Source organism: Sphingosinicella sp. (assembly GCF_041916975.1).
In the GTDB taxonomy this organism is placed as follows: Bacteria; Pseudomonadota; Alphaproteobacteria; order Sphingomonadales; family Sphingomonadaceae; genus Sphingosinicella.
This window is the reverse complement of the sequence record NZ_JAYRYK010000001.1, coordinates 2,249,788-2,276,471: the sequence shown is the minus strand read 5'-3', so window position 1 is coordinate 2,276,471 and position 26,684 is coordinate 2,249,788. Positions and strand designations below refer to the sequence as shown.

Annotated in this window: 25 protein-coding genes; 12 read left to right on the top strand and 13 right to left on the bottom strand. The window is 66.5% G+C overall.

Annotated features, from left to right (window positions below):
* Nucleotides 1-51: 51 nt before the first annotated feature.
* The 7 genes from ACE3TJ_RS10860 to ACE3TJ_RS10830 form a co-directional block, all read right to left on the bottom strand.
* Nucleotides 52-951 carry a DMT family transporter gene (locus ACE3TJ_RS10860; RefSeq protein WP_374596074.1) on the bottom strand — a complete coding sequence of 300 codons (900 nt, stop codon included), beginning with the start codon at nucleotides 949-951 and terminating at the stop codon, nucleotides 52-54.
* A complete protein-coding gene (locus ACE3TJ_RS10855; protein ID WP_374596073.1) occupies nucleotides 948-2,156 on the bottom strand; it encodes an ABC transporter permease in 1,209 nt (402 codons plus the stop codon). The genes ACE3TJ_RS10860 and ACE3TJ_RS10855 overlap by 4 nt, the downstream gene beginning before the upstream one ends.
* 3 nt (nucleotides 2,157-2,159) lie before the next feature.
* On the bottom strand, nucleotides 2,160-2,864 hold the full coding sequence (locus tag ACE3TJ_RS10850; protein ID WP_374596072.1) for an ABC transporter ATP-binding protein: 705 nt from the start codon (nucleotides 2,862-2,864) through the stop codon (nucleotides 2,160-2,162).
* A complete protein-coding gene (locus ACE3TJ_RS10845; RefSeq protein ID WP_374596071.1) occupies nucleotides 2,854-4,272 on the bottom strand; it encodes an efflux RND transporter periplasmic adaptor subunit in 1,419 nt (472 codons plus the stop codon). Before ACE3TJ_RS10845 ends, ACE3TJ_RS10850 begins: the two co-directional genes overlap by 11 nt.
* Nucleotides 4,269-5,720, bottom strand: coding sequence for an efflux transporter outer membrane subunit (locus ACE3TJ_RS10840; RefSeq protein WP_374596070.1), 1,452 nt, complete (start codon nucleotides 5,718-5,720; stop codon nucleotides 4,269-4,271). The genes ACE3TJ_RS10845 and ACE3TJ_RS10840 overlap by 4 nt, the downstream gene beginning before the upstream one ends.
* Nucleotides 5,721-5,801: 81 nt before the next feature.
* Nucleotides 5,802-6,542 carry a lysophospholipid acyltransferase family protein gene (locus ACE3TJ_RS10835; RefSeq protein WP_374596069.1) on the bottom strand — a complete coding sequence of 247 codons (741 nt, stop codon included), beginning with the start codon at nucleotides 6,540-6,542 and terminating at the stop codon, nucleotides 5,802-5,804.
* A complete protein-coding gene (locus tag ACE3TJ_RS10830) occupies nucleotides 6,539-7,762 on the bottom strand; it encodes a class I SAM-dependent methyltransferase (protein WP_374596068.1) in 1,224 nt (407 codons plus the stop codon). The genes ACE3TJ_RS10835 and ACE3TJ_RS10830 overlap by 4 nt, the downstream gene beginning before the upstream one ends.
* 66 nt (nucleotides 7,763-7,828) lie before the next feature.
* Here ACE3TJ_RS10830 and ACE3TJ_RS10825 point away from each other — a divergent pair, with 66 nt between their 5' ends.
* Nucleotides 7,829-8,371: a septal ring lytic transglycosylase RlpA family protein gene (locus tag ACE3TJ_RS10825; protein ID WP_374596067.1), complete on the top strand. Its 543-nt coding sequence runs from the start codon at nucleotides 7,829-7,831 to the stop codon at nucleotides 8,369-8,371.
* Nucleotides 8,372-8,395: 24 nt separating this feature from the next.
* On the opposite strand, the gene rlmN is transcribed toward ACE3TJ_RS10825, so the two are convergent.
* Both rlmN and ACE3TJ_RS10815 read right to left on the bottom strand, forming a co-directional pair.
* Complete coding sequence (gene rlmN, locus ACE3TJ_RS10820; RefSeq protein WP_374596066.1) at nucleotides 8,396-9,610, bottom strand: 23S rRNA (adenine(2503)-C(2))-methyltransferase RlmN; 1,215 nt, start codon at nucleotides 9,608-9,610, stop codon at nucleotides 8,396-8,398.
* 33 nt (nucleotides 9,611-9,643) lie between these two features.
* Nucleotides 9,644-10,294 (bottom strand): histidine phosphatase family protein, encoded by a 651-nt coding sequence (locus tag ACE3TJ_RS10815; protein WP_374596065.1) that lies wholly within the window; start codon nucleotides 10,292-10,294, stop codon nucleotides 9,644-9,646.
* A gap of 105 nt (nucleotides 10,295-10,399) precedes the next feature.
* Here ACE3TJ_RS10815 and ACE3TJ_RS10810 point away from each other — a divergent pair, with 105 nt between their 5' ends.
* From ACE3TJ_RS10810 to dnaN, 7 genes are all read left to right on the top strand, one after another.
* A complete protein-coding gene (locus ACE3TJ_RS10810) occupies nucleotides 10,400-11,104 on the top strand; it encodes a CoA transferase subunit A (RefSeq protein WP_374596064.1) in 705 nt (234 codons plus the stop codon).
* A gap of 10 nt (nucleotides 11,105-11,114) precedes the next feature.
* Nucleotides 11,115-11,963 (top strand): 5'-nucleotidase, lipoprotein e(P4) family, encoded by an 849-nt coding sequence (locus ACE3TJ_RS10805; protein WP_374596063.1) that lies wholly within the window; start codon nucleotides 11,115-11,117, stop codon nucleotides 11,961-11,963.
* Nucleotides 11,963-12,604, top strand: coding sequence for a CoA transferase subunit B (locus ACE3TJ_RS10800; protein ID WP_374596062.1), 642 nt, complete (start codon nucleotides 11,963-11,965; stop codon nucleotides 12,602-12,604). The genes ACE3TJ_RS10805 and ACE3TJ_RS10800 overlap by 1 nt, the downstream gene beginning before the upstream one ends.
* Before the next feature lie 140 nt (nucleotides 12,605-12,744).
* On the top strand, nucleotides 12,745-13,770 hold the full coding sequence (locus ACE3TJ_RS10795) for an efflux RND transporter periplasmic adaptor subunit (RefSeq protein WP_374596061.1): 1,026 nt from the start codon (nucleotides 12,745-12,747) through the stop codon (nucleotides 13,768-13,770).
* A gap of 5 nt (nucleotides 13,771-13,775) precedes the next feature.
* Nucleotides 13,776-15,026 carry an ABC transporter permease gene (locus ACE3TJ_RS10790; RefSeq protein ID WP_374596060.1) on the top strand — a complete coding sequence of 417 codons (1,251 nt, stop codon included), beginning with the start codon at nucleotides 13,776-13,778 and terminating at the stop codon, nucleotides 15,024-15,026.
* Nucleotides 15,023-15,709, top strand: a complete 687-nt coding sequence (locus ACE3TJ_RS10785) for an ABC transporter ATP-binding protein (protein ID WP_374596059.1) — start codon at nucleotides 15,023-15,025, stop codon at nucleotides 15,707-15,709. Before ACE3TJ_RS10790 ends, ACE3TJ_RS10785 begins: the two co-directional genes overlap by 4 nt.
* 99 nt (nucleotides 15,710-15,808) lie before the next feature.
* Entirely contained in the window at nucleotides 15,809-16,909 is a 1,101-nt protein-coding gene (dnaN, locus tag ACE3TJ_RS10780) for a DNA polymerase III subunit beta (protein WP_374596058.1), read from the top strand.
* A gap of 13 nt (nucleotides 16,910-16,922) precedes the next feature.
* Here dnaN and ACE3TJ_RS10775 read toward each other — a convergent pair whose 3' ends face one another.
* Nucleotides 16,923-17,669, bottom strand: coding sequence for an SDR family NAD(P)-dependent oxidoreductase (locus tag ACE3TJ_RS10775; protein WP_374596057.1), 747 nt, complete (start codon nucleotides 17,667-17,669; stop codon nucleotides 16,923-16,925).
* A gap of 161 nt (nucleotides 17,670-17,830) precedes the next feature.
* Here ACE3TJ_RS10775 and ACE3TJ_RS10770 point away from each other — a divergent pair, with 161 nt between their 5' ends.
* Nucleotides 17,831-18,244 carry a heme-binding protein gene (locus ACE3TJ_RS10770; protein ID WP_374596056.1) on the top strand — a complete coding sequence of 138 codons (414 nt, stop codon included), beginning with the start codon at nucleotides 17,831-17,833 and terminating at the stop codon, nucleotides 18,242-18,244.
* Nucleotides 18,245-18,257: 13 nt separating this feature from the next.
* On the opposite strand, the gene ACE3TJ_RS10765 is transcribed toward ACE3TJ_RS10770, so the two are convergent.
* A complete protein-coding gene (locus tag ACE3TJ_RS10765) occupies nucleotides 18,258-18,977 on the bottom strand; it encodes a hypothetical protein (protein WP_374596055.1) in 720 nt (239 codons plus the stop codon).
* Nucleotides 18,978-19,025: 48 nt separating this feature from the next.
* On the opposite strand from ACE3TJ_RS10765, the gene recF reads away from it, so the two are divergent.
* The 3 genes from recF to ACE3TJ_RS10750 all read left to right on the top strand — a co-directional run bounded on the left by recF (nucleotide 19,026) and on the right by ACE3TJ_RS10750 (nucleotide 23,386).
* A complete protein-coding gene (gene recF, locus ACE3TJ_RS10760; protein WP_374596054.1) occupies nucleotides 19,026-20,126 on the top strand; it encodes a DNA replication/repair protein RecF in 1,101 nt (366 codons plus the stop codon).
* Nucleotides 20,127-20,133: 7 nt separating this feature from the next.
* Complete coding sequence (gene gyrB / locus ACE3TJ_RS10755; protein WP_374596053.1) at nucleotides 20,134-22,500, top strand: DNA topoisomerase (ATP-hydrolyzing) subunit B; 2,367 nt, start codon at nucleotides 20,134-20,136, stop codon at nucleotides 22,498-22,500.
* 88 nt (nucleotides 22,501-22,588) lie between these two features.
* On the top strand, nucleotides 22,589-23,386 hold the full coding sequence (locus tag ACE3TJ_RS10750) for a universal stress protein (protein WP_374596052.1): 798 nt from the start codon (nucleotides 22,589-22,591) through the stop codon (nucleotides 23,384-23,386).
* Here the strand turns inward: ACE3TJ_RS10750 and ACE3TJ_RS10745 are convergent.
* Nucleotides 23,334-23,633 (bottom strand): hypothetical protein, encoded by a 300-nt coding sequence (locus ACE3TJ_RS10745; RefSeq protein ID WP_374596051.1) that lies wholly within the window; start codon nucleotides 23,631-23,633, stop codon nucleotides 23,334-23,336. The genes ACE3TJ_RS10750 and ACE3TJ_RS10745 overlap by 53 nt on opposite strands.
* A gap of 321 nt (nucleotides 23,634-23,954) precedes the next feature.
* Nucleotides 23,955-26,684, bottom strand: coding sequence for a [protein-PII] uridylyltransferase (locus tag ACE3TJ_RS10740; RefSeq protein WP_374599395.1), 2,730 nt, complete (start codon nucleotides 26,682-26,684; stop codon nucleotides 23,955-23,957).

The window sequence follows — 26,684 nt, the reverse complement described above, 5'->3', positions numbered from 1 at the left end:
ATAAGGCAATGCCATGGCAGAGGGCAATTGACATGCTGGCGCGGGTATTCTTCAGCCCGGCTTCCGCGCCAGGAACACCGACACGCCGATGCCGCAGAGGATGAGCGCCATGCCCGCGAAATGACGCGGGCCGAGCGGTTCGCCGAGCAGCGCCGCCGCAAGCAGCGCGCCGAACACCGGCATCAACGTGATCGACTGGCCCGCCTTCGCCGCCCCGATCATCCCGACCGCAGCGTTGAACAGGAAATAGGCGGCAAGCGACGGGAACAGCGCCACGTAAAGAAACGCGCCGATGATCTCCGGCCGCCAATCGATCGGGGGTGCGTGCCGCCATTCGAACATCGCGAACGGCAGCATCGCGGCGACCCCGATGGCGAAGGTGACGGCGAGAAACGACAGCGGGTGCACATCGGGACGAAGCCTTAAAAGGCTCGTGTAGATCGCCCACGCGACCACCGCCGCGAGGACAAGCGTATCGCCGCGCCCGAAGTGCAGACGGAGCACCGAGGCGAAATCCGGGAACAGCACGACGCCGACACCAAGGATCGAAAGCCCGACACCCGCGATCTGCGACGCAGACGCGCGCACCCGGAAAGCGAGCGCATCGACGACGAGCACGAGCGCCGGGATCGCGGCCTGCAAAAGCATCCCGTTGGTCGCGGTCGTGTACCGCAGCCCCGAATAGAGGAACGCGTTGAACGCAGCGACCCCGACAAGGCCGAGAACCAGCACGGGGCGCCAGTGCCGCAGCAGAACCTCTCTGTCCGCAGCCACATGGCGCAGCGCGAAGGGCGCGAGCAGGAGAAACGCGCCGAGCCAGCGCACGAAGGCGAGCGTGAACGGCAGGACATCGCCCCGCACGGCGCGCCCGACAATGGCGTTGCCCGACCAGAACAGCATCACGAGCGCCAGCATCACATAGGCCCGAAGCTCGGCGCTGCGGGCCGTCATTCGTGGCGGAGCGCGTCGATGGGATTGAGCGAGGCCGCGCGCCGCGCCGGGAAATAGCCGAACACCACGCCGATCGCCGCCGAGAAGATGAACGCGAGCACGTTGATCTTCAGGTCGAAAATGAAGGGCACCTGCATTAGCGGCGCGATCGCAATCGAGGCGAACAGCGCGATAACGAGGCCGATGAGTCCGCCGAGGCACGACAGCACCACGGCTTCGACAAGGAACTGCAGCAGCACCTCGCGCGCCACCGCACCGATGGCCAGGCGGATGCCGATCTCGCGCGTGCGCTCCGTCACCGACACCAGCATGATGTTCATGATGCCGATGCCACCGACGAGCAGCGAGATCGCAGCGACCGCGCCGACGATCTGCGTGAGGATCGTGGTTGTGCCGGTGAGCGTATCGGAGATCTGCTTGGTGTCGAAGACGTTGAAATTGTCCGCGTCGCCCGGCTTGATCTTGCGCCGCTCGCGCATCAGGTCTTCTAGCGAGGCCTGCACGGTCTGCGTGTCGTAGGCGTCATCCACCGCGACCATGATCTGGCCGATGTCGCGATCACCCGTGAAACGCCGCTGCACGAACTTGATCGGCATGACGACGACATCGTCCTGATCCTGCCCGAAGCCGCCCTGCCCGCGCGTGCCGAGCACACCGATCACCTGGCACGAGACACCCTTGATGCGGAAGCGCTTACCGAGCGGATCGGCCTGTCGGAACAGGTTGTTCTTCAGCGTGTTGCCGATGATGCAGACGGGCTTACCCGCCTGCTCCTCTTCCGGCATGAACAGTCGGCCGCTGTTCAGCGGCCACTGCTGCGCCTCGAAGTAAGAGGCCGTGGTGCCGTTGACCGTGGTGTTCCAGTTGTTGCCTTCATAGATCGCGGTGCCCGACGACTGCGCCATCGGCGCGACCGCGCGCACACCGGTGAGCTGGCTTTCGATGGCGGTGACATCCTCGGGCTTGAAATCGGGCGGGCGCGGGCCGCCGCCGCCGCGCCCGAAACCCTGGCCGGGGCGAAGCTGGAGAATGTTCGCGCCGAGGCTGGCGATCTGTTCGCGCACCGCGGCCGTCGCGCCATTGCCGAGCGTCGTCATGGTGACGACAGCGGCGACGCCGATGATGATGCCGAGCGTGGTGAGGAACGAGCGCAGCTTGTGGCGCATGATGGCGCGGAAGGCGAGCGTGACCGTGGTGCCGAGCATCCGTTACGCCCCCGCCTTTCCGGTGTTTTCGATGCGTTCGACGAGGCCGTCGCGGAAATGCACGATGGTGCGCGCAAACGCGGCCATGTCGGGCTCGTGCGTGACCATCAGCACGGTGATGCCGCTGCGATTGAGATCGGTGAGCAGCTCCATGATCTCGAAAGAACGCTCCGTATCGAGGTTGCCGGTCGGTTCGTCGGCAAGCAGCACGTCGGGGCTCGTCACGATGGCGCGCGCGATCGCGACGCGCTGCTGCTGACCGCCGGAAAGCTCGGCGGGCGTATGGTCCCACCAATCCTTGAGGCCGACCTTTTCGAGCGCCGCCATGCCGCGCTCGTAGCGCTCTCGCCGGTCCTCGCCGCGATAGAGCAGCGGCAGCTCGACGTTTTCGAGCGCAGTGGTGCGCGAGAGCAGGTTGAAGCCCTGGAACACGAAGCCGAGATAACGGCGACGGAGCAGCGCGCGCTGATCGCGGTCCAGCGTTTCGACATGGTGGCCGCGAAAGAGGTATTCGCCGCTCGTCGGCACATCGAGGCAGCCGAGGATGTTCATCGCGGTCGATTTGCCCGATCCCGACGGACCCATCACCGCGACGAAATCCCCGCGTGCGATATCGAGATCGACGCCCTTCAGCGCCTGAAACGCGGTCGCGCCGGTGCCGTAGGTTTTGGTGATCCCGCGCAGGCGGATGATCGGATCATCGGCCATTGCCGGCCTTTTCCGCCGAACGCTGGCTACCCCCCGAACTGCCGCTGCCGTTGGCGCCCGAGCGCTGCCCGCGCTGCTGCGGTGCTTCCTGCCCGACGACGAGCTGGCCGACGATGACCTTCATCCCGTCCTTGAGATCGCCGCTGCGGATCGCCGTGTTGGTGCCGTCGCTTTCGCCGACGATGACTTCGATCGATTTCGGCGTGCCGTCTTCGCCGACCACATAAACGGTTTGCGTGCTGCCCGCACCGAAGCCGACCGACTTCTGCGCGCTGCCGCGACCCGGGCGCATGACGACGATCTGCCCGGTGATGCCGCCGCTCCGCGCGCTGCCGCCGGACTGCGTCGCCGGATTGAAACGAAGCGCGGCGTTCGGCACCAGAAGCACGTTTTCGACGCGGGTCGCGACGATATCGGCCGTCGCGGTCATGCCGGGGCGCAGCGTCTCGTCGCGGTTGTCGACGTTCAAGACCGCCGTGTAGGCGACGACCGTGCTGGTGCTGCTCGACGAGGAAGAAGAGGACGAGGAGCTGCTGCTCGAACTGGCGTTCGAGCCGACGTTCACGCGCGTGACCTTCGCCGGGAAGCTGCGGCCGGGGAACGCATCGACGCTGAAATTCGCAGGCTGGCCGTCCTTCACCTGGCCGACGTCCGCCTCGTCGACCGAGACCTCGACCTCCATCTGCTTCAGATCCTCGGCGATGGTGAACAGCACCGGCGCGTTCAGCGAGGCGGCGACGGTCTGGCCGGGCTCGATATCGCGCGAGAGCACGACGCCGGTGACGGGCGAGACGATGCGCGCCTTCGAAAGATTGGTCTGCGCCGACGAGAGCTGGGCTTTCGCGACGAGCACCTGCGCCTCCGCCGAGCGCAGGCTGGCGACAGCCTGGCTGTAGTTCGCGCGGGCGCTGTCCAGCTCGGTCTTCGACGGGACGCGGCCGCCCGAAAGGCGGGAGACTTCCTCCTGCCGGTCGAGCGTTGCCTTCGCGAGCGCGGCGCTCGCCTTCGCCTGCGCGACCCCCGCCTCGGCGGATGCCACCTGCGCGCGCGACTGCGCCACCGTATCCTGAAGCCGCGAGGTATCGAGCTCGGCGAGCTGCTGGCCGCGCGTGACGCGGTCGTTCACGTCGACGAACACCTTGGTGATGAGGCCCGACTGTTCGGAGCCGACATCGACCTGATTGATCGGTTTCAGATTGCCCGTCGCCGAGACCGTGACGGTGAGGTCGCCGCGCTCGACGGGACGCGTGTCGTATTGCGGCGCATCATCGGAGAGGAAGCTGCGGACGACGAGGATGAGGACGATCGCTGCGACGGCGAGCCCCGCATAGATCGCCCATTTGCGCCACGGCTTTTGTGGCTGCGCGCCGAGGAAATCATCGAGCGGCTGGGTGTTGGTGTCGTTCATTCGGGCTGCCATCCGTCAATCGGGTTCATTGTCTGCCATCCGCCGCCAAGCGCGCTGTAAAGCTGCGCGGCCGCGAGCACTTCATCGCCCTGTGTCTGGGCTAGATTCTCCCGCGCCGACAGCAACGACTGTTCGGTGCTGAGCAACGTCTGGAAATCGGTGAGGCCCGCCTGATACTGGCTGCGCGCCAGCATCGCGCTGGTGTTCGCCGCATCGTAAGCCTCGACGTACTGCACCTGCCGCTCGCGCGCAGTTTTCAGGGCGACAAGCGCGTTTTCAACGTCCTCGAGCGCGCCGAGCACCGACGCCTTATAGGCGGAGAATGCCTGATCCGCCGCCGCGCGCTGGGCACGCACACGCGAGGCCGTGGCACCGCCGTCGAAGATGAGCTGGCCGATCGAGGCGAACAGCCCGCCGGTGATGATGTCGCCGAGACCGCCGAGCGACAGCGCGCTCGTACCCACGTTCCCGCTGATGTTGAGCGACGGGTAAAGCGCCGACTGCGCGACGCCGATGTTCGCCGTCGCCGCCGCGAGCGCACGTTCGGCCTGACGCACGTCCGGCCGCTGGCGGAGCGTATCGGCCGGGATTCCGGCGGTGATCGCATCGGGCGCATCCGGGATCGGCGCGGCGGCTTCAAGCGCGCGCGTCGCTTCTCCGGGCGCTTCGCCCGTGAGCACTGCGATGCGATTGAGCGCGCCCGCGAGGCTCTGCTCGATCGACGGGATCGACGCGCGGTTCTGCGCGAGCTGCGCGCGCGCCTGCTCCGCATCGAGCGACGACACGAGACCGGCCTCTACGCGCCAGCGCGCGATATCGTAGTTGTCCTCGACCGTTTTCAGCGTGTCGCGCGCGATGCGCAGGCGTTCCTGCGCGAGCCGCGCGGTGACATAGTTGCTGACAGTTTCGGCAATGATCGCCGCACGCACGTTCGCAAGGCTGTAGCCCGCCGCGGAGAGATCGGCGCGCGAGGCTTCGACCGCGCGGCGGGTGCCGCCGAACAGGTCGATCTCCCACGACGCGTCGGCACCGAGCGAATAGCTGCTGCTGTCAGACGAGCCTTCGCGGAAATTGCGCCCGCCGCTGCCCGAGGCGCTGACCGACGGCAGGAAATCCGCCTGCGACTGCCGGAGCGATTCGCGCGCCTGCCGAAGCCGCGACACCGCCTGCGCGATATCGAGGTTGTTTTCCACGGCGCGCGCGACGAACCCGTCGAGCACCGGATCGTTGTAGACGCGCCACCATTCAGCAAGCGCAGCGTCGCCCTGGGGCGCGGCACTGCCGTCGCTCCACGCGGCAGGCACGCCGAGCGCGGCGGGGACGGGCGCCCGGTAATCCGGCCCGGCCGCGCACGCGGCGAGCGCCAGCCCGGAAAGCAAGGGAAACAGCTTCTTCACACGCACCTTGTTCGATTTCAGATGGCAACGGACCGTCGCCACAAACGCCATACGTACGACGTACAGGTTATTCCCTGCAGCCCGGATGAATATATTGAAGAAATTTCGTGGGAGAGACTGGGCGGCCCCGTTTCACGGCTGATAATGGCGCAGCATCACGTCGCGGCAATGCTCGGCAAGCGCCTTGCGCGTATCGAAGTCGGATGCGGCGACCGGCTCGTGGAAATGGAGGACGACACCGGCACGCAGGCGCGCGAGTGCGAGCGCATTCGGCAGCATGTCCTCGTCGCCGATCCACGCGATCGCATCGAGCGCCGCCGGATCGAGCGGTCCGCCGCCGGGCGCGGTGTAGCGGATGGTGACGGGCTGAACGGCAACGGCCGCGTCCGCCGCCGCGAACAGGCTGCTGCGGAAGGGCAGCAGGCCGCGGCCATCCGACGTGGTGCCTTCCGGGAACATCAGCACGCGGCGACCAGCAATTAGACGTTTCCGGATCGCCTCCATCTGGCTCACCGCCTGCGAGCGCCGTTCACGCTCGACGAAGATCGTGCCGGTGCGCCCGGCGAGCGCGCCGATACCCGGATAGGCGGCGACATCGGCCTTCGCGACGAAATCCGTATCCACCACCGCCGCGACGCTGATGATATCCGCCCAGCTGATGTGATTGGCGACGAACATGGTGCCCGCCGCACCCGGCGTGCCCAGCACCTGCGGACGCAGGCCGAAGCCCGCCGCGATCGTGCGGTGGAAGCGGCGCTCCAGCGCCTTTGCGGGCACGCTTTTCGGGCTCATCAGGAGCCAGGGCGGAACCAGCATGGCGGCACTCGCAAGACCGAGTGCGGCGCGCGAGCGCCCGAAGAAGCGGTGGCTCATATCATCCCGGCGTAACGCGCTTCGGCCTCGGCCATGTAGTCGCGCGTGATCGGCAGCGCATCGCGGCGGCGCGCGAGCTGGATCTGGAAATTGACGTGCCCGTCATGCCGGAACGCACCGCGCGCGGCAGCGAGGTAGAAGGTCCACATGCGGTAGAAGCGCTCGTCGTAGAGCTGCACGATCTCCGCCTTCGCGGCCTCCGTGCGGCGCAGCCATTCCTCCAGCGTTTTCGCATAATGGAGGCGCAGCACCTCGACATCGGTGATCCACAGCATTTCGCGCTCGATCGCGGGCACGATTTCCGAAAGCGCGGGCGAATAACCGCCGGGGAAGATGTACTTCGCGGTGAACGCGTCGGTCGCGCCCGGCCCGTCCGCGCGGCCGATCGTGTGAAGCAGTGCGACGCCATCTTCGGTGAGCAGTTCGCGCACATGGCGGAAGAAGGTGCGGTAGTTCGGAATACCGACATGCTCGAACATGCCGACCGAGACGATCCGGTCGAACCTGCCTTCCACGTCGCGATAGTCGATGAGCTCGAACCGGACACGGTCCGCGACGCCGGCGTCCGCGGCACGGCGGCGCGCGACCTTGAGCTGCTCCTCCGACAGCGTGATGCCGAGCACGTCCACGTCGGCGACGCGGTTCAGATAGAGCGCCATGCCGCCCCAGCCGCAGCCGATGTCGAGCACCTTCTGCCCCGACTTCAGGGCCAGTTTCGCGGCAATGTGCGCCTTCTTGTCGACCTGCGCCTGTTCGAGCGTCTCGTCATCCGCGCGGTAGTAGGCACAGCTGTATTGCCGATCCGCATCGAGGAAGAGGTCGTAGAGCCGGTCCGAAAGGTCGTAGTGGTGCGCGACGTTGCGCTTCGCGGCGCGGCGGTAGTTCAGCTGATAGAGGTAGGCGCCGATGCTTTGGGCGCGGCGGGTTTCGCTGCGGATATTGTTGTCGTCGGACCAGCGGGCATTCCACGCGACGAGGTCGAGCAGCTCTGAAATGCTGCCCGCGGTGAACTGCATCCGGCCGTCCATGAAGGCCTCCCCGGCAGCGATCGCCGGATTGAGCGCGATGCGCAGCGGCGTGCGCGCATCGGTGAAATGCAGCGAGACGGGCACCAGCGCCGGATGCGGCCTGCCATAGCGGCGGACACGCCGATCCGAAGTCGTCACCGTCAGCTCGCCGTCGCGGACGAGCCGCTTCAGCATACGATCCAGCAGCAGCATGGTGTGACCCTAATCAAGAACTTGAGCCATGCAAATCCCCGTTAACCCTCTCGCCGGAACGCGAGTTTGAAACGCTTCATCGCAGGCGAGTGGATGCGGCGAAGCGAAGTCGTCAGTGACAAAATCGTGATTGGGGCCAATCTCTTTCAGATTCGCGGACGCTGGATCCGCGCAACGGCTGCGGCAGCCACGGCGCTTGCGCTTTGCGCCTTCGCCGACGCCTCAACGCCGGCTTCATCGCTTGCCGACGAGCTTTCCGCTACGGTCGATGCCGAAGACGCCGTGTTCGCGAGCGAAGCGGAGCTGCAGCTGATCGGGACCGGCCGCGCCAGCTACTATGCCGACAAGTTTGACGGCCGCCGCACGGCGAACGGCGAAATCTTCGACCAGGACGAGATGACCGCGGCGCACCGCACCCTGCCGATGGGCAGCCGGGTGAAGGTAACCTGCGAGAAGACCGGCCGCAGCGTGACCGTACGCGTCAACGATCGCGGCCCCTTCGGCGGCAGCAACCGCGTGATCGACGTTTCGAAGGCCGCGGCCCGCGAGCTCGGCATGATCAACGCCGGGCTTACCGACGTGACGCTGGAACTGCTTCCCACCGCTTGATTTTATTGCTTGCCGTTGGCCCTGTCAGGCCAGCGCGGCCTGCTTTTCCGCTGCGATCCGATCAAGCTCTGCGCGTGATAGCCGCTCGCTCTCGCTTTTCAGCTGGCCGCACGCGGCCATGATGTCGCGCCCGCGCGGGGTGCGAACCGGCGCCGAGATGCCCGCCTTGAAGATAATGTCCGAAAAGCGCGCGATGCGGTCGTCGTCGCTGCATTCGTAGGCCACGCCCGGCCACGGGTTGAACGGGATGAGGTTCACCTTCGCGGGGAGCTTGTACTTGCGGATCAGGCGGACGAGCTCGCGTGCGTCCTCATCCGAATCGTTCTTGTCCTTGAGCATCACGTATTCGAACGTAATGCGGCGCGCGTTGTTGGCGCCCGGATAGTCGGCGCAGGCCTTCAAGAGCTCTTCGATGCCGTATTTGCGATTGATCGGCACGATCTCATCGCGCACGTCCTTCGTCACGGCATGGAGCGAGACGGCGAGGTTGACGCCGATCTCTTCGCCCGCGCGCGCCATCATCGGCACGACGCCGCTTGTCGAGAGCGTGATGCGGCGGCGGCTGAGCGCGAGGCCCGTCTCGTCCATGACGATGCCGAGACCCTTGGAAACATTGTCGAAATTATAGAGCGGCTCGCCCATTCCCATCATCACGATGTTGGAAAGCATCCGCGCCTCGCCGGTCAGGTCCTCGCCCGGCTGCGGCCATTCGCCGAGCGTGTCGCGCGCCAGCATCACCTGCCCGACGATCTCACCCGCCGTGAGGTTGCGGACAAGCTTCATCGTGCCGGTGTGGCAGAAGCGGCAGTTGAGCGTGCAGCCGACCTGGCTGGAGACGCAGAGCGTGCCCCGGTCCGCGTCCGGGATGAACACCATCTCGTATTCGTTGCCGTCGTCGGTTTTTAGCAGCCACTTGCGCGTGCCGTCGGTCGAAACCTGCTGGAGCGTCACTTCGGGGCGGCCGACGACGAACCGTTCGGCGAGCAGCGCGCGCGTCTCCTTCGCGATGTCGGTCATGCCCGCGAAATCGGTGAGACCGCGGTGGTAGATCCAGTGCCAGACCTGCTTGGCGCGCAGCTTCGCCTGTTTTTCCGGCACGCCCGCCGCGACCAGCGCCGCCGCCATCTCCGCCTTGTTCAGGCCGACGAGGTCGATGCGGCCGTCTTCACGCGCGGTCGGCGCGCGGGGCACGGGGACGGGATCGGTCCCGCCGGGAATCGTCATGGCTGCAGTGGGCATGGCGCGTCCTGTAAGGCTTTTGCGCCGTTTTGACTAGAAGCCCTTCGCTTTGCCATCCACGCTGCCGTGGCCGACGTGGATCGGCTCTTCACGGCCGCCTTCGATGCGGAACACCGTGCCCTGCGGCGCATCCTTCGCCAGCGGTACGCAGCCGGGCTCGAACGGGGTGCCGCCAACGAGCGCGCCGCGCAGCACGCGGGCGGTGATGCCGTGGCTGATGACGAGCGCGGGACGTGCCGGATCGAGGCCCGCGAGCCAGTTTTGAAGCCGGCGGGCGATATCCGGATACCATTCGCCGTTCGGGGGCTGGCGCAGGAAAATACGGCGATCCGGACACATGACCGGGCCGGATTCGGCGACGATATCGTGATAGAGGCGGCCTTCCCAGTCGCCGACATCGATCTCGAGCAGCCGGTCGTCGGCGCGGATATCGAAGAAATCGCGTTCCAGATGCTCGGCGATGATCGCCGCGGTCTGCATCGTGCGGCCGGAGCGCGAAGCCCAGAGATCGATATCGGGCTTCGGGCCGAGCGCCGCGCGCAGGGCGCGGCCCATGTCGTCGGCCTGCCGGATGCCGTTGCGGGTGAGCGGCGTGTGGCCCATGTGCCCCTGCATCCGGGCGGCGGCGTTGAACACGGTTTCGGCGTGGCGGGCGAGATAGAGCGTGGGTGTCGTCAGTGTCATGGCGCCGCGCTTATGCAAAGAATTTTACAGAAAACCTACTCTTTCCTAAGCGCAGCGCGTGCGCTAGCAGGGCGACATTCTTTGCTGCAGCGCGGGAGGTTCCCCTTGGCGAACAAGCTTTACGACGACGCGGTGAGCGCCCTTGATGGCCTGCTTTTCGACGGCATGACGGTGATGTCCGGCGGCTTCGGCCTCTGCGGCATTCCGGAAAACCTGATCACGGCGCTCCGCGATTCGGGCACGACGGGCCTGACGTTCATCTCCAACAACGCGGGCGTCGACGATTTCGGGCTCGGCCTGCTGCTGAAAACCCACCAGGTCGCCAAGATGATCTCGTCGTACGTGGGCGAGAACAAGGAGTTCGAGCGCCAGTACCTGTCGGGCGAGCTTCAGCTTGAATTCAACCCGCAGGGCACGCTCGCCGAGCGCATCCGCGCGGGCGGCGCGGGTATCCCGGGCTTCTATACCAAGACCGGCGTCGGCACGCTCGTTGCCGAGGGCAAGGAGCACAAGGAGTTCGGCGGCGAGACGTACATCCTCGAAACCGGCCTCGTGGCGGACGTTTCCATCGTGAAGGCGTGGAAAGCGGACCCTTACGGCAACCTCGTGTTCCGCAAGACCGCGCGCAATTTCAACCCGATGATGGCGACCGCGGGCAAGGTGACGGTGGCCGAGGTGGAAGAGCTTGTCGGCCCCGGTGAGATCGACCCCGATCACATCCACACGCCGGGCATCTTCGTGCAGCGGCTGTTCGTCGGCAAGAACTACGAGAAGCGCATCGAGCAGCGCACCACAAGGCAGGCAGCGTGAGGCAGGCGGCGTGAACCGTATCGCAGCGGTCTGCCTGATGGCAGCGCTGCAGGGTTGCGCGGCAACGGGCGTGCCGCGCACGACGCAGCCGCTCGCGTGGACGTTGGGCTCTGCGGAAGCGGGCGCGATCACTACGCAGACGTACCGCGCGCTGGTGCAATCCGTGAAAGCACGACTGCCCGTGACCGCAGGCACGCCTTCCGCAATTCTTGCAGCCGACGGAACGCCGCTGCCCTGCACGGCGGAGACGGCGCAGCGCCCCGCCGCGGTGTTCGACGTGGACGAGACGCTGATCTGGAATATCGGCCACGCTTATTATGAAGCGCGCAGTGACGCGCCGTTCGACGAGGCGAGCTGGGCCGCGTGGGAGCGCGAAGGCGCCGCGCAGACGGTTGCGATTCCCGGCGCGAAGACGGCGCTCGATGCGCTCCGAGCGATGGGCGTGACGCCGGTGTTCAACACCAATCGCAGCGCCGAGAACGCCAAGCACACCGAAGCCGCGCTGGCGCACACGGGCCTCGGCCCGGCCGTGCACGCCGAGACGCTGTTCCTGAAGGGCGATGTCGACGGCAAATCAGGAAAAGACGCCCGCCGCGCCGAGATCGCGAAGCACTTTTGCGTGCTCGCGCTCGTCGGCGACCAGAACGGCGACTTTACAGACGGCATCGACAACGGCCCCGTCGGCAAGCGCCCGATGGCGGAGCGGCGCGGACTCGCAGCCGCGCGCTATGGCGCGCACTGGGGCGCCGACTGGTTCGTGCTCCCGAATCCCCTTTACGGCGGCTGGAACAACCCGCCGATGAACCGCGACGAGGTCGTCGCGCCCGACAAACGCTGGACGTACAAAGGAAACGACTGATGGCCTGGAACCGTGACGGCATGGCAGCACGCGCAGCGAAGGAGCTGAAGGACGGCTTCTACGTGAACCTCGGCATCGGCATCCCGACGCTGGTCGCGAACCACGTGGAGCCGGGCATCGACATCACGCTGCAGAGTGAGAACGGAATGCTCGGCATCGGGCCGTTCCCCACCGAGGACGAAGTCGACCCCGATCTCATCAACGCGGGCAAGCAGACGATCACCGAACTGCGCCGCACGAGCTATTTCAGCTCCGCCGACAGCTTCGGCATGATCCGCGGCGGCCACATCGACCTTTCGATCCTCGGCGCGATGGAAGTCGCCGAGAACGGCGATCTCGCCAACTGGATGATCCCCGGCAAGATGGTGAAGGGCATGGGCGGCGCGATGGACCTCGTCGCGGGCGTGAAGCGTATCATCGTGCTGATGGACCACACCAACAAGGCGGGCGAATCGAAGTTCCTGAAGGCCTGCACGCTGCCGCTGACGGGTCAGGGCGTCGTCGATGTCGTGATCTCCGACCTTGGCGTGTTCGAACGCTCGGCGAAGGGCCAGCCGTTCCGCCTGATCGAACTCGCGCCCGACGTGACGCTGGAAGAGGTCGCGGCGAAGACCGAAGCGCACTACGAGGTCGCGCTTTAGAGCGCTACGCGCTCCGCTCTTTGTTGGCGCATCGTTAATCGCGCAAAATCGGTTCCCACTTTTGCGCACGATGCTCTGAGACCAGCGGCATTTTGATCCAGGTCGTTGCGATGCAAAGGCTTTCGGCCTAGCAATCCCACATGCGCGCGCGCTGGATCTTTCTCGGGCTTCTGGTGGCGCTCGTCGCTGCCGCCTTCGCCTATCGCACCTTGCGGCCCACGCCGGTGGAAACCGGCGAGGTCACGCGCGGCAAGGCCGTGGAGGTCGTTTACGCGACCGGCTTCGTCGAGGTCGAGGAGCCCGTCGAGATCGCTGCGCGCGTCACCGCCCCCGTCGTCGACATCCGCGTGAAGGAAGGCGACCGCGTGACGCGCGGCACGCTGCTCGCCACGCTCGACATCGCCGATCTGAATGCCGAGATCGCCCGGCTGGCCGCAGTGACGCGGGGTGCGGAAGCCGAAGCGCGGCGGACGCTCGTGCTCGTCGAACGCGGCTTCGCCTCGAAGGCCGCGCGCGACAATGTGATCGCGAACCGCGACGCCGCGCGCGCCGCCGAGACGGCTGCGCGCGAGCGGCTGGAAAACTACGCGCTGCGCGCGGGCGTGAACGGCGTCGTGCTGCGCCGCGATGTCGAGCCGGGCGACCTTGCGAGCCCGAGCCGCACACTGTTCGTGATCGGCGACCCGGCGCGCATCAAGATCACAGCTACGGTCGACGAGCGCGACATTCCGCGTGTCCGCGTCGGCCAGCAGACACTGATGTCGAGCGATGCCTATGCGGGGCGCATCTTCCCGGCGCGTGTGCGCGAGATCACGCCTGGCGGCGACCCCGATCAGCGTTCGTTCCGCGTGCGGCTGGAGCCGCTTTCGAACGATCCGCTGCCCGTGGGGATGACGCTGGAGGTCAACATCGTCACCCGCGAGAAAGAGGGCGCGCTTCTTGTGCCCGACGGCGCGGTCGAGGACGGCCACGTCTGGCGCGTGAGCGATGGACGCGCGAAGCGCACACCGGTGAAGACCGGCATCGTCGGCACCGACCGGACCGAAGTGACGGAAGGCCTCGCCGCCGGGGACGCCATTCTCGTGAACCCACCGGAAGGGCTCGATGACGGCGCGCGCGTGAGCAGCCAGGCGAGCGCCGCCAAGAAGACCGCCGGGCCACGCTGAGTCCGGTGCTGCGCCGCTTTTCCCTGCTGCTCGGGATCGCGCTCCGCCACATCTCCAAGCGCAAGCGGCAAACCATGGTCGCCATCGCGGGCGTCGGCATCGGCGTCGGCTTCTTCCTCGCCGTCTCGGCGCTGATGATCGGTAGCCAGAACGACTTCGTGGAAACGCTGATCGACGCGGCACCGCACATCATCATTTCCGACGAGATCCGCAGCCCGACGCCGCAGCCCGCCGTGCGCGCCTTCCCGGATGCCGCCGTCGAGGTGCGGCACTACAAGACGCGGAACGAAGTGCGCGGCATCAAGGACTGGCAGGGCATCATGCGCGCGATCGGGGCGCGCTCCGACGCCGTGGCGTCACCGTCGCTCTCGGGCGCGGTGACGCTGCGCGTCGGCGGCCGCGAGGAGGCGCTCGCCATCGTCGGCATCGAGCCGGGCATCGAGGCGCAGGTCTCCGACGTCGAGCAATATCTGAAGGAGGGCCGCCTCCGGAACCTTGAAACCACACAGGGCGGCGTCATCATCGGCGAGGAGATGGCGAGCCGGCTCGGCGTGCGCATGGGTGACATCATGGCCGCGACCTCGGCACGCGGGGTGACGCGAACACTGAAGATCGTCGGCCTGTTCGAACGCGGCCGCGGCCAGTTCGGCGGATCCTCTGGTTATGTGCTGCTGCGCGAGGCACAATCGCTGACGAGCCAGCCGTTCGTGATCAATCGCATCGGCATCAGGCTGGACGACCCCTATGCGGCCGAGGATATCGCGAAGCGGCTGGAAACGCGCTACGGCTACAAGGCGGAAAGCTGGCAGGAGCGCTCCGCCGATTTCCTCAGCCTCCTCGTGACGCGCAACGTCATCATGTACACGGTGATCTCGGCGATCCTGCTCGTCGCCTCGTTCGGCATCTACACTGTGGTTTCCACGAGCGTGGCCGACAAGCGCCGCGACATCGCCATCATGCGCTCGATGGGCTTTTCCTCGGGCGATCTGCAGGCCGTATTCGTGATGGAGGGCTTTACGCTCGCGTGCGTCGGCGTGCTCGCGGGTTGGGGGCTTGGCTTCGCGCTGATGCAGGTGCTCGGCAGCATCGAGTTCAACATCCAGGGCTCCACCGAGACGATGCCGCTCGACCGCTCGTTCTTCCAATATGCGATCTCGGCGGGGGCAAGCCTGTTTTCCGCGATCATCGCCGCGTGGCTGCCCGCACGGAAGGCCGCGCAGGTCGATCCGGTCGATATCCTGCGGGGCGCGGTATGACGGGCGCGCCGCTGATCCGCGCCGAGGGGCTGACACGCGTGCTCGCGGTCGAGCCGCCGGTCACGCTGATCCGGGACGTGTCGTTCGAGATCAACCGGGGCGAGTTCGTCGCGGTGATCGGGCCTTCGGGGTGCGGCAAGTCTTCGCTGCTCTACCTGCTCGGCCTGCTCGATCGGCCGACAGAAGGCCGGCTGCTGTTCGACGGCGAGGATACGACGGGCACCGATGGCAACGCACGTGCGAACCTGCGGCTGGCGCGCTTCGGCTTCGTGTTCCAGTTCCACTTCCTGCTGCCCGAGTTCACCGCGCTTGAAAACGTGACGCTGCCGATGCGGCGGCTGGCGCGGCTCGGCGGTGCTGAAATCGACGCGCGGGGTCGCGCGCTGCTCGGCGCGATGGGGCTTGAGCGACAGGAGCACAAGACGCCCGACAAGATGTCCGGCGGCCAGCGGCAGCGCGTTGCCATCGCCCGCGCGCTTGCGAACGACCCCGCACTCCTCCTCGGCGACGAGCCCACCGGCAACCTCGACAGCCTCAATTCGAAGCGCGTCATCGAAATCTTCCACGACCTTGCCGCGAAGGAAGGCCGCACCATCATCTGCGTGACGCACGACCCCGAGGTGGCCGCCTCGGCACACCGGCGCATCCACATGCTCGACGGGCGGATCGAACGCATCGATTGAGGTCGCGGGGGCTTGCATTTGGCCCCGGATTCCCCCTACCGAAGGTTGACGCAGGCGCTATAGTCGCGCGCTCACAATCGGGGGTTTGAAGGGAAACGCATGAAGGCGACGGTCGAGCGGGCGACGCTGCTCAAATGCCTTGGTCACGTCCAGTCGGTGGTGGAGCGTCGCAACACGATCCCGATCCTGTCGAACGTTCTCATCGAGGCTGAAAACAACGGCCTCAAGCTGATGGCGACGGACCTCGACCTGCAGGTCGTCGATTCGATCGCTGCGCAGGTGGAGACATCGGGCGCAACGACGGTTTCGGCGCACACGCTGTTCGATATCGTGCGCAAGCTGCCCGAAGGCAGCCAGGTCGAGATCGCGGTTTCGGGCGACAAGATGTCGATCGCGGCGGGCCGCGCGCGCTTCAACCTCGCGACGCTGCCGCGCGACGACTTCCCGATGATCGCCGAGAGCGACCTGCCGACGAAGTTCCAGCTTCCCGCCGAAACGCTGAAGCAGATCATCGACAAGACGCGCTTCGCGATCTCCACCGAAGAGACCCGCTATTACCTCAATGGCATCTTCATGCATGTCGTCGAGGGCAAGCTCTACGCGGTCGCCACCGACGGCCACCGGCTGGCGCGCGTCGCGCTCGACGCGCCCGCGGGCTCGGACGGGATGCCGGACATCATCGTGCCCAGGAAGTGCGTCGCCGAGGTGCGCAAGCTCCTCGATGAGGTGACCGGCGAGATCGAGGTTTCGCTCTCCTCCACCAAGATCCGCTTCCGCGCGGGCACCGCCGTGCTTACCTCGAAGCTGATCGACGGCACCTTCCCCGATTATTCGCGGGTGATCCCCACGAAGAACGACCGGCTGCTGAAGGTGGACACGAAGTCGCTCGCCGAGGGCGTCGACCGCGTGGCGGCGATCGCCACCGAGAAGACCCGCGCGGTGAAGATGAGCATCGACCGCGACCGCATCGTGCTCTCCGTGACGAGCCCTGAAACCGGCACCGCCGCCGAGGAAGTGCCCGCCGACTACGCGTCCGAAAGCCTCGATGTGGGCTTCAATGCGCGGTATCTGCTGGACATCCTCAGCGAGATCGAGACCGACGAGATCGAAATCCATCTCGCCGACGCTGCCGCGCCGACGCTGATCCGCGAGGGCCAATCGTCTCCCGCGCTCTACGTTCTGATGCCAATGCGCGTCTGACGCGCTCGCACAATCACCCCGCGCTCATGCCGCCGTCCACCGAGACATTGGCGCCGGTGACGTAGCGCGCGTCGTCTGAGAGCAGCCAACGCACGGTGCGTGCGACATCTTGCGGCTGCCCGACGCGGCCTGCGGGAATCATGGCATCGAGCGCATGGGCGTCGCCGCCCGTGACGCGAAGCAGGTTCGGCGTCTCGGTCGCGCCGGGGGAGACCGCGTTGATGCGGATGCCGGTTCGCGCATAATCGAGCGCGGCCGCCCGCGTCATGCCGACGACGGCGTGCTTGGCCGCCACGTAGTGCGCGATGCCCGCCACGCCCTTGATGCCGAAGATCGAGGCCATGTTCACGATCGCGCCGTGCCCCTGCCGAAGCATCAGCGAAACCTCCGCGCGCATACCGTAGAACACGGCTTTCAGATTGAGATCGAACACCCATTCGCATTCGTCGACAGGGGTTTCGTGGAGCGGCTTGAAGTCGCCGTGGCCGCCGGCGTTGTTCACCGCGAGATCGAGCCTGCCCCACCGTGCGCCGATCCCATCGACGACGGCCTCAATGGCACCGCGCTGCGTCACGTCGGCAGGGCTCACCACAGCTTCGCCGCCGGTTCCCGCACATTCGGCCGCCACTGCCTCCAACCGCGCCCGGTCCCTTCCGACAAGAACCACGATTGCCCCCTCCGCAGCGAGCATCAGCGACACCGCGCGGCCGATTCCCGAGCCCGCGCCGGTGACGAGTGCGATCCTGTCTGCGAACTGCATGGCGTGCCCTTTCCCGAACCGCCGCCAGCGTAGGCAAGGGAGCCTGTACGCTCCAAACCCGCCTGCCCGTCGTGTCTCGGAATGCGAGAACCGGCGGGCCGGGCGCGTTGGCAGTGCACGGGCAACACTGCCATCACCGCAGGCATGGAAGGGATTCGCGCATGTCCGGCTTCACGATGGAAATACCGACGCTGACCACCGCAGGCGCGAAGCACGTGCTTGCAGCAGCAGAGGAGGCCGCTGCCGCGAACAGCCTCAAGGTCAGTATCGCGGTCGTCGACGCCGCGGGCCACCTGCTGGCGTTCTCTCGGCGCGACCGTGCGGCGCCGCTCAGCGTGGCGGTCGCGCTCGCCAAGGCGCGGACTGCCGCTGAACTCGGCGCGCCGACGAGCGTGTTCCAGCAGATGGTGGACGGCGGAAAACCGTCGCTTCTTGCCGTGGAAGGCCTCACCGCCGCGAAGGGCGGCGTGCCGATCATGCACGGCGGCGGCGGCATCGGCGGGATCGGTGTCAGCGGCGCCTCCGGCGAGGAGGACGAGCGGGTCGCAGAAGCCGGCGCCGCCGCGTTCGTTTAAGGAAGCCGGAAGTTTAGTTGGTGGGCGGCGCGCCCGCCTTCATTTCCTTGAGGAGGTCGGCGCGGCTGATCGGCGCGGCGGGGAGCTTGAAGCGTGCCGGATCGATGGCGCCGTCCTTCACGCTCACCAGTTCAAACTTGCCCCCGGCCCTCAGCGGCGTGCCGAGCGCGAACGCCTGCCGCATTTCGCCGATCATGTCCGGTGCCGCTTCGCCGAGGAACGGCGCTGCAAGCACCATCGTCGCCTCGATGAACTGCTGCATCGCCTTGCCGGCGGGGGCGAGCGCGGGATCGCGCGTCGCGATCCATTCGACCGCTTCGTCCGGCTTCTGATCGTCGAGGCCCTTTACGCGGTATCGATCACCGGTGAAGCCCGCGACACTCGCGGTGCCCGCGGCTTCGATGGCGAGCGGCGTCTTCGGCTTCGTATCGCCCTTCGCCGCCGCCTCGAACAGGCCCTTGAAGATCGGTCCGATCGCCTCGTCGACCACGGCGGCGAAATCGGCGATCCGCATGACACGCGCCTCGGGACGGGTGGTGTCGACGAGAAAAAGCTCGCCGTTCAGGATCACCGCCGTCTGCCCCGGCGTTGGGCCACCGACGTGCACGGCGCCGCTGTCCGCAATCTCGAGCGTGAGGTTCTTGCCGTCCTCGCCTTTGTAGACAACGGTCTGGTCGGCGAGGGCGGCGGACGAAAACAGCATGGCGGCGGCAAGCGCGGCGGCACGGATCATGGACGTCTCCCTTTCGCCCAAGACTAGCACGCGATAGACGGGGCCGCCATGCCGACACAGCCCCGCACCATAGACCGGCTGCGCCTGACGGATTTCCGCAGCTACGCGCACGCGGACATCACCGCCGGGGCGGGCGCGGTCGTGCTGACCGGGGACAATGGCGCGGGGAAAACCAACCTTCTTGAAGCCATCTCGCTGCTCGCGCCGGGGCGCGGCCTCCGGCGTGCAGGGCTTCCCGAAATGGGGCGCATCAGCGGCAGCGGCGGCTTCGCGGTCGCCGCGACGCTCGGCTGCGGCGCGGACGCCTCGGTCGAGATCGGCACGGGCACGCAGGCCGAGGCCCCGGGGCGGCGGCTTGTGCGCGTGAACGGCGCCGGAGCCGCGGCGAACGCGCTTTCCGAATGGCTTTCCGTGCTGTGGCTGACCCCGGCGATGGACCGGCTGTTCCTGGAAAGCGCGGGAGGACGGCGGCGCTTCCTTGACCGGCTGACGCTGGCGCTGGTGCCGCAGCACGCCGGGCACACGCAGCGCTATGATGCCGCCATGCAATCGCGCAACCGGCTGCTCGGCGGCGAACGCGCGCCCGACGCGGATTGGCTCGCTTCGCTCGAAAAGCAGATGGCCGAGCATGGTGCGGCCGTGGACGCCGCGCGGCGCATGGCGATCGCGGCGCTTGGGCAAGAGATCGCCGCGTCGGATACAGGGCCGTTCCCGAAAGGCGCGCTATTGCTGGAAGGCGAGGCGTGGGAGGCCGAGGCGCTGGCAGAAGCGCTTGCCGCCTCGCGCCGCACAGATATGATGGCGGGGCGCACTACCGTTGGCCCGCACCGCAGCGACCTTGCCGTCACGCACCTCGCCAAGGATCAGCCCGCCGCGCGCGCCTCCACGGGCGAGCAGAAGGCACTGCTGCTCGGCCTCGTCCTCGCCCACGCCCGTGTGGTTGCCGCGCGCACCGGGCGGCGACCCGTGCTGCTGCTCGACGAGGTCGCCGCGCACCTCGATGAAACACGGCGCGCCGCGCTTTTCGCGATGCTGGAAGCGGACGCCATGCAGGTGTGGATGACGGGTACGGATGTGTCACTTTTCCGTGCAATCGGCGCCGACGCTACCTATATAGATGTGTCAAACGGTCGCCTGAGCAGACTTTAAGGAAATCATGAGCAGCAACGCACCTTCCGGTGAATACAGCGCCGATTCGATCAAGGTCCTGAAGGGGCTCGACGCCGTGCGCAAACGGCCGGGCATGTACATCGGCGACACCGAGGACGGTTCGGGCCTGCACCACATGGTGTTCGAGGTTTCCGACAACGCCATCGACGAGGCGCTCGCGGGCTACTGCGACACGGTGACGATCACGCTCAACGCTGACGGATCGGTGACCGTGACCGACAACGGTCGCGGCATCCCGACCGACATCCACCCGAGCGAAGGCGTTTCCGCCGCCGAGGTCATCATGACCCAGCTGCACGCGGGCGGAAAGTTCGACCAGAACAGCTACAAAGTCTCGGGCGGCCTCCACGGCGTGGGCGTTTCGGTGGTGAACGCGCTTTCGGACTGGCTCGATCTCCGCATCTTCCGCGACGGCAAGGAGCATTACATGCGCTTCGAGCGCGGCGATGCCATCGCGCCGCTGAAGGTCGTGGGCGATGCGAACGGCCGGAAGGGCACGCATGTCACGTTCTTCGCTTCCGAGGAAACCTTCAAGGTCATCGAATTCGATTTCGAAAAGCTGGAGCACCGCTACCGCGAGCTGGCATTCCTCAATTCCGGCGTGAAGGTGGTGCTGAGCGACGCCCGCCATACCGAGCCGAAATCGATCGAGATGTTCTACGAAGGCGGTGTCGCGGCCTTCGTGAAGTACCTCGACCGCACCAAGACGCCGCTGATCCCCGAACCGATCCTGATGCAGGGCGAACGCGACGGCATCTCCATCGATGTCGCGCTGGAATGGAACGACAGCTATTACGAACAGGTCCTACCCTTCACCAACAACATCCCGCAGCGCGACGGCGGCACCCACCTTGCCGCGTTCCGCAGCGCGCTGACGCGTACGCTCAACAACTACGCGGAAAGTTCCGGCATCCTCAAAAAGGAAAAGGTGTCGCCGACGGGCGAGGACATGCGCGAGGGGCTGACCGCCATTGTTTCGGTGAAGGTGCCCGACCCCAAGTTCTCGTCGCAGACCAAGGACAAGCTCGTCTCCTCCGAGGTCCGGCAGCCGATCGAATCGCTGATGGGCGAGAAACTCGCCGAGTGGCTGGAGGAGAACCCCGGCCCGGCGCGCGTGGTCGTCGAGAAGATCGTTTCCGCAGCCGTGGCGCGCGAGGCTGCGCGGAAGGCACGCGAGGCGAGCCGCAAGAACGTGCTGCAGATATCCTCGCTCCCCGGCAAGCTCGCCGACTGTCAGGAGAAGGACCCCGCGAAATCCGAGCTGTTCCTCGTCGAGGGCGATTCGGCGGGCGGCTCCGCCAAGCAGGGCCGCGACCGGCATTTCCAGGCGATCCTGCCGCTTCGGGGCAAGATCCTGAACGTCGAGCGTGCGCGTTTCGACCGGATGCTCGCATCGCGCGAGATCGGCACGCTCATCCAGGCGTTCGGCACCGGCATCGGGCGCGACGACTTCGATATTTCGAAGCTGCGCTACCACAAGATCGTCATCATGACCGACGCCGACGTGGACGGCGCGCACATCCGCACGCTGCTGCTGACGTTCCTCTATCGCCAGATGCGCGAGCTGATCGAGGCGGGCCACGTCTATATCGCGCAGCCGCCGCTCTACAAGGTGAGCCGCGGCCGCTCCGAAGTGTACCTGAAGGATCAGGCCGCGCTTGACGACTATCTGATCCGCACCGGCCTCGACGGCCTCGTCGCCGAAACGGCGGACGGCCAGCGCACCGGTGAGGATCTGCGCGGCCTTGTCGATCAGGCGCGCAAGCTGCGTTCGCTGATGGCCTATGTCCCGGGGCGCTACGATTCCCGCATCGTCGAGGCGCTGGCGATCTCCGGCGGGCTCAATCCCGAGCGCGATGCCGCGGCGGATGTCGCTGCGTGGCTGAACGGCCACGACGACGCCCAGTGGAGTGCCGAGCATGTCGACGGCGGCTACAAGCTTGCCCGCACTTTCCGCGGCGTGACCGATCACTACGCGATCGACCGCGCGTTCATCGTTTCAGCGGAAGCGCGCAAGATCAACCAGCTGCTCGCGGGCGAGGCTGCCGCCTACCGCACGCCGATCCTGCTCGGCGACCGTCCGGTGACGCGCCCCTCGGCGCTTCTGGAGGCGATTTTCGAGATCGGCCGCAAGGGACTGGCCATCCAGCGCTACAAGGGCCTCGGCGAGATGAACGCCGAACAGCTTTGGGAAACGACGCTCGATCCCACCGTGCGCACCATGCTGAAGGTGGAAATCGCACAGGCCGACCTTGCCGACGACATCTTTACCCGTCTGATGGGCGACGTGGTGGAGCCGCGCCGCGAATTCATTCAGGAGAACGCGCTGAGCGTCGCCAATCTGGACGTTTAAACCGCTCGCTCTCCTTCTTGATCTGCCGCAATGTTGCTTGCGGTGGCGGTGGTATCACCCGTTCGGGTGAATAGCGGGAGACCGGAAGATGAAATCGATTCTCGTTCATATCCATGACGATGCCGGGCAGAATGCGCGTCTTCAGGCCGCACTCGACGTTGCGCGCTACTACAGCGGGCACCTGACCTGCCTGCAGGCCATGCCGTTCGCGGCCTACGCCGGCGAGCCCTTCACGGGCGCTATGATCGCCTACGAGGCCTATGCCGAAACGATGGAAGCGACACGCACGCGCATCGAAGCGCAGCTCCAGAAGGAGGGCGTGCCGTGGGACTGGATCGATTCGCGCGGCAGCGGTTCGGTCGCAGTGATGATGCACAGCCAGCTCACCGACCTCATCGTGCTGAGCCCCACGGGCAAGCTCACCGACCCCGACGCGGCGCTGCCGATCGTCGGCGAGATCGCGACGAAGGTCCGCGCGCCGGTGCTCGCCGTCCGCGACGACCAGAAGAGCTTCGATCCGGCAGGCGCCGCGCTCATCGCCTGGAACGGCTCGCCCGAGGCGGCGCAGGCAGTGCGCAACACCATGGGCCTGCTGACCGCCGCGAAGGGGGTTCACATCGCCTGCATCGAAGAGGATTTCGACACGCATATCCCGGCGCGCGAGGCGGCCTCCTACCTTTCCCGCTACGGGATCAAGGCCGAGGTCCATGCCCGCGCGAAGAGCGGCACGGTGGCGGATACGCTCAGCAGCATCGCCGCCGAGGTGCGCGCAGGCTATCTGGTGATGGGCGCCTATGGCCGCTCGCGGTTCGCCGAATTCATCCTCGGCGGTGTCACCCGCTCGCTGCTGGCGGATGCCTCGCTGCCGCTGGTGCTGTCGCACTGACGTCACGCGTTGGCATTTTTCGGATCAGGTAGCGGTAGACGCCGACGGCGTTGATGACGAAGAGCACGGCGTTCTGTGTGGAGAGCGCCGGCTCCGCGTCGAGCAGTCCGGCGGTGATCCACGCCGCGCTCGACAACAGGAACAGCACGAAACCCCAGCCGGTGATGCGCCGGCCGAGATCGGCGGCGACCGCGAACGCCGCCACCATGCCGCTGATCGAGGCGGCCCACTTCACGATTTCCAGCATGGCGCGTTCCTTCTCGGTGTTCCCGAGAGGTTCAAGCCCCGTGCGGCGCGCAGGTTCCGGCGTTGGCTGTCACAAAAGCGTGACATTCCAGCAACACCGGACAGCGATGCACGGCGGGGGCACCTTGCCGCCGTCCGTAATGGTTGCAGGATTGTGCGCTTCGCCCCAACTTAGGTCTTTACGCGAACGGAAGCTATCGGCAGGTTCCGTGCGTGCGTCCGGCTGCAGTTCCGGTTTTCGCAGTCTGGACGGGGATATTCGGAGACACTCCACGCTGACCCGGGGAGTTGGACCCGTGCCCCGAGGGGCGCGGGTCCTTTTTCAAGCGGCGGCCTTCGCTTCGGTTTCGCCCGAGGCGACCGCCAGCAGCTTGCGTGTGATGCCCTTCAGGCGCTGCCCATTCTCGATCTTGTCGCCGGTGAGATCGGTCACGTAGAAAACGTCGACCGCGCGCTCGCCATAAGTGGCGATGTGCGCGGAGCTGATCGAAAGCCGCGCATCGAACAATGTGCGGGTAAGCCCGTAGAGCAGCGCCGGCCGATCGAGCGCGTGCACTTCGATCACGGTGTAGCGGTTCGATGCCTTGTTGTCGGCGAGCACGTTCGGCTCCACCTTGAAAACGTCGGCGCGGTGCCGCGTCAGCGGCCGCGCCGCCAGCCGCTCGGCGAGCTTTACCTGCCCTGATGCCGCTTCGATGATCGTCGTCTTCAGCCGGTCGAGCGCGTGCGCCTCCTCAAGCGCGCGGCCCGTGGGCGTCTGCACGACGAGATTATCGATCGCCATGCCGTCGCGCGTCGTATGGATGCGCGCATCAACGATATTCGCGCCGCAGAGCGTGATGCCGCCCGCGATTCGGTAGAACAGGCCGGGATGATCGGGCGCATAGACCGACACCTGCGTGGCGCCGAGCGCATCGTCGCAGGTCATCGAAACGGAAATCTCGTCCTTCGCCTCCGCGATCTGCCGCGCGTTCGCAAGCAGCGAGCCGGCAGGTTCGGCGACCCAATAACTATCGAAAAACCGCTTCGCATGGGCGTTGAAGACCCGGTCGCTCCAGCCGAGTGCTGTTTTCAGCTCCTCCTTCTTCGCGGCGATGCGCTCGGCGCGGCCGCGCTGCTGGTGGCCGAGGCGCAGCATCTCCTCGGTGGCGACATAAAGATCGCGCAGAAGCTGCGCCTTCCATTCCGTCCAGCGGCCGGGGCCGACGGCGCGGATATCGACCACGGTGAGGATCATCAGCAGCCGCAGCCGCTCCACGTCCTGCACGACCGCGACGAAATCCTGGATCGTCTTGAAATCCGAAAGGTCGCGGCGCGTCGCCGTTTCCGACATCAGCAGGTGGTAGCGCACCAGCCATGAAACGGTTTCGGTCTCGGCGGGCGTGAGGCCGAGCCGCGGGCAAAGCGCAAACGCGACATCGGCACCGAGCACGCTGTGATCGCCGCCGCGCCCCTTGGCAATATCATGCAGCAGCACCGCCACGTAGATCACCCGACGCGAGGCGATCTGGTGGATAAGGACGGCGCTGATCGGATGCTCCGCCGTCAACTCGCCGTTCTCGATGCGCGCGAGGAGGCCGATGGCGCGGATCGTGTGCTCGTCCACCGTATAATGGTGGTACATATCGTATTGCATCCGCGCGACGACGCGGCCGAAATCGGGAACGAAGCGGCCGAACACGCCCGCCTCGTTCATCCAGCGCAGCACCGTATCGGGCGCGCGGCGGCTGGTGAGCACATCCATGAACAGTGCGTTCGCGCGCGGATCGCGGCGCACGCGTGCGTCGATCAGCTTCGCGTCGCGGCCCGCCTGCCGCATCGCCTGCGGATGGATTTCAAGCGCGTGCTTTTCGGCGAGCGCGAACATCTCGATGAGCCGCACCGGGTCCTTCGCGAAGAAATCGTCGGTCGGCACACCGAGGCGGTCGCGCTGCACGGTGAAGCCGTTCAGCTTTCTGGGCGCCCGCCGCATACTCGGCAGACGAATCCGGCTCTCCGCGTAGGTCTCTTCAAGGTGTGACAGAAACAGCCCGGTGAGATCGCCGACCTGCCGCGCGATCAGGAAATAATGGCGCATGAAGCGCTCGACCGCCGACATGCCCGCGCGGTCCTGATAGTGGAGCCGCTCGGCAAGCTCGCGCTGCATATCGAAGGTCAGCCGCTCCTCGGCGCGCTTCGCGATGTCGTGCAGGTTGATGCGGACGGCCCACAGGAAGTTCTCGGCCTTGTTGAACTGGCGATACTCCCGCGGCGTCAGCAGCCCCTTGTCGACGAGCTCCGCGGCGCGCTCGACGCGCAGCACGTATTTGCCGATCCAGAACAAGGTGTGGAGATCGCGAAGCCCGCCCTTGCCCTCCTTGATATTGGGCTCGACGACGTAGCGGCTGTCGCCCATGCGCGTGTGCCGCGCCTCGCGCTCGGCGAGCTTCGCCTGCGTGAAATCGCGCTCGGTGCCGGAGACGACATCCTTGAGGAACCGTGCGTTCGACTCGTCATAGAGTGCCTCGTCACCCCACACGTAGCGCGCCTCCAGCATCGCGGTGCGGATCGTCACGTCCTCGCGCGACAGGCGCACGACATCGGCGATGGAGCGCGTCGCGTGGCCGACCTTCAGCCCGAGATCCCACAGCGTGTAGAGCATCGTTTCGACGACCTGCTCGATCCAGCCCGTGGATTTCTGCGCGGTGAGGAACAGGATGTCGACGTCCGAGAACGGCGCCATCTCGGCGCGGCCGTAGCCGCCGACGGCGCACACGGCAATACGCTCGGCAGCGCTGGGGTTGCTCGCGGGATAGAGGCGCTGCGTCGCGAAATCGAAGACGAGCCGGACAAGCTGGTCGGTAAGGAACGCATGGCCGTTCGCAAGCTCCAGCCCCTTGTAGGGCGCCGCTTCCAGCCGCCGTTTGAGTTCGGCCCGCCCGCCTGCAAGCGCGACGCGCAGCACGCCGACGGCAGCGGCGCGGTCAGCCGGAATCGAAGCCAGAACTTCGGCAACCTCGCGGCGGTCGATGATTGCGCGGCGGTCTGTGACGCGGTGAAAGCGGTCGGTCAT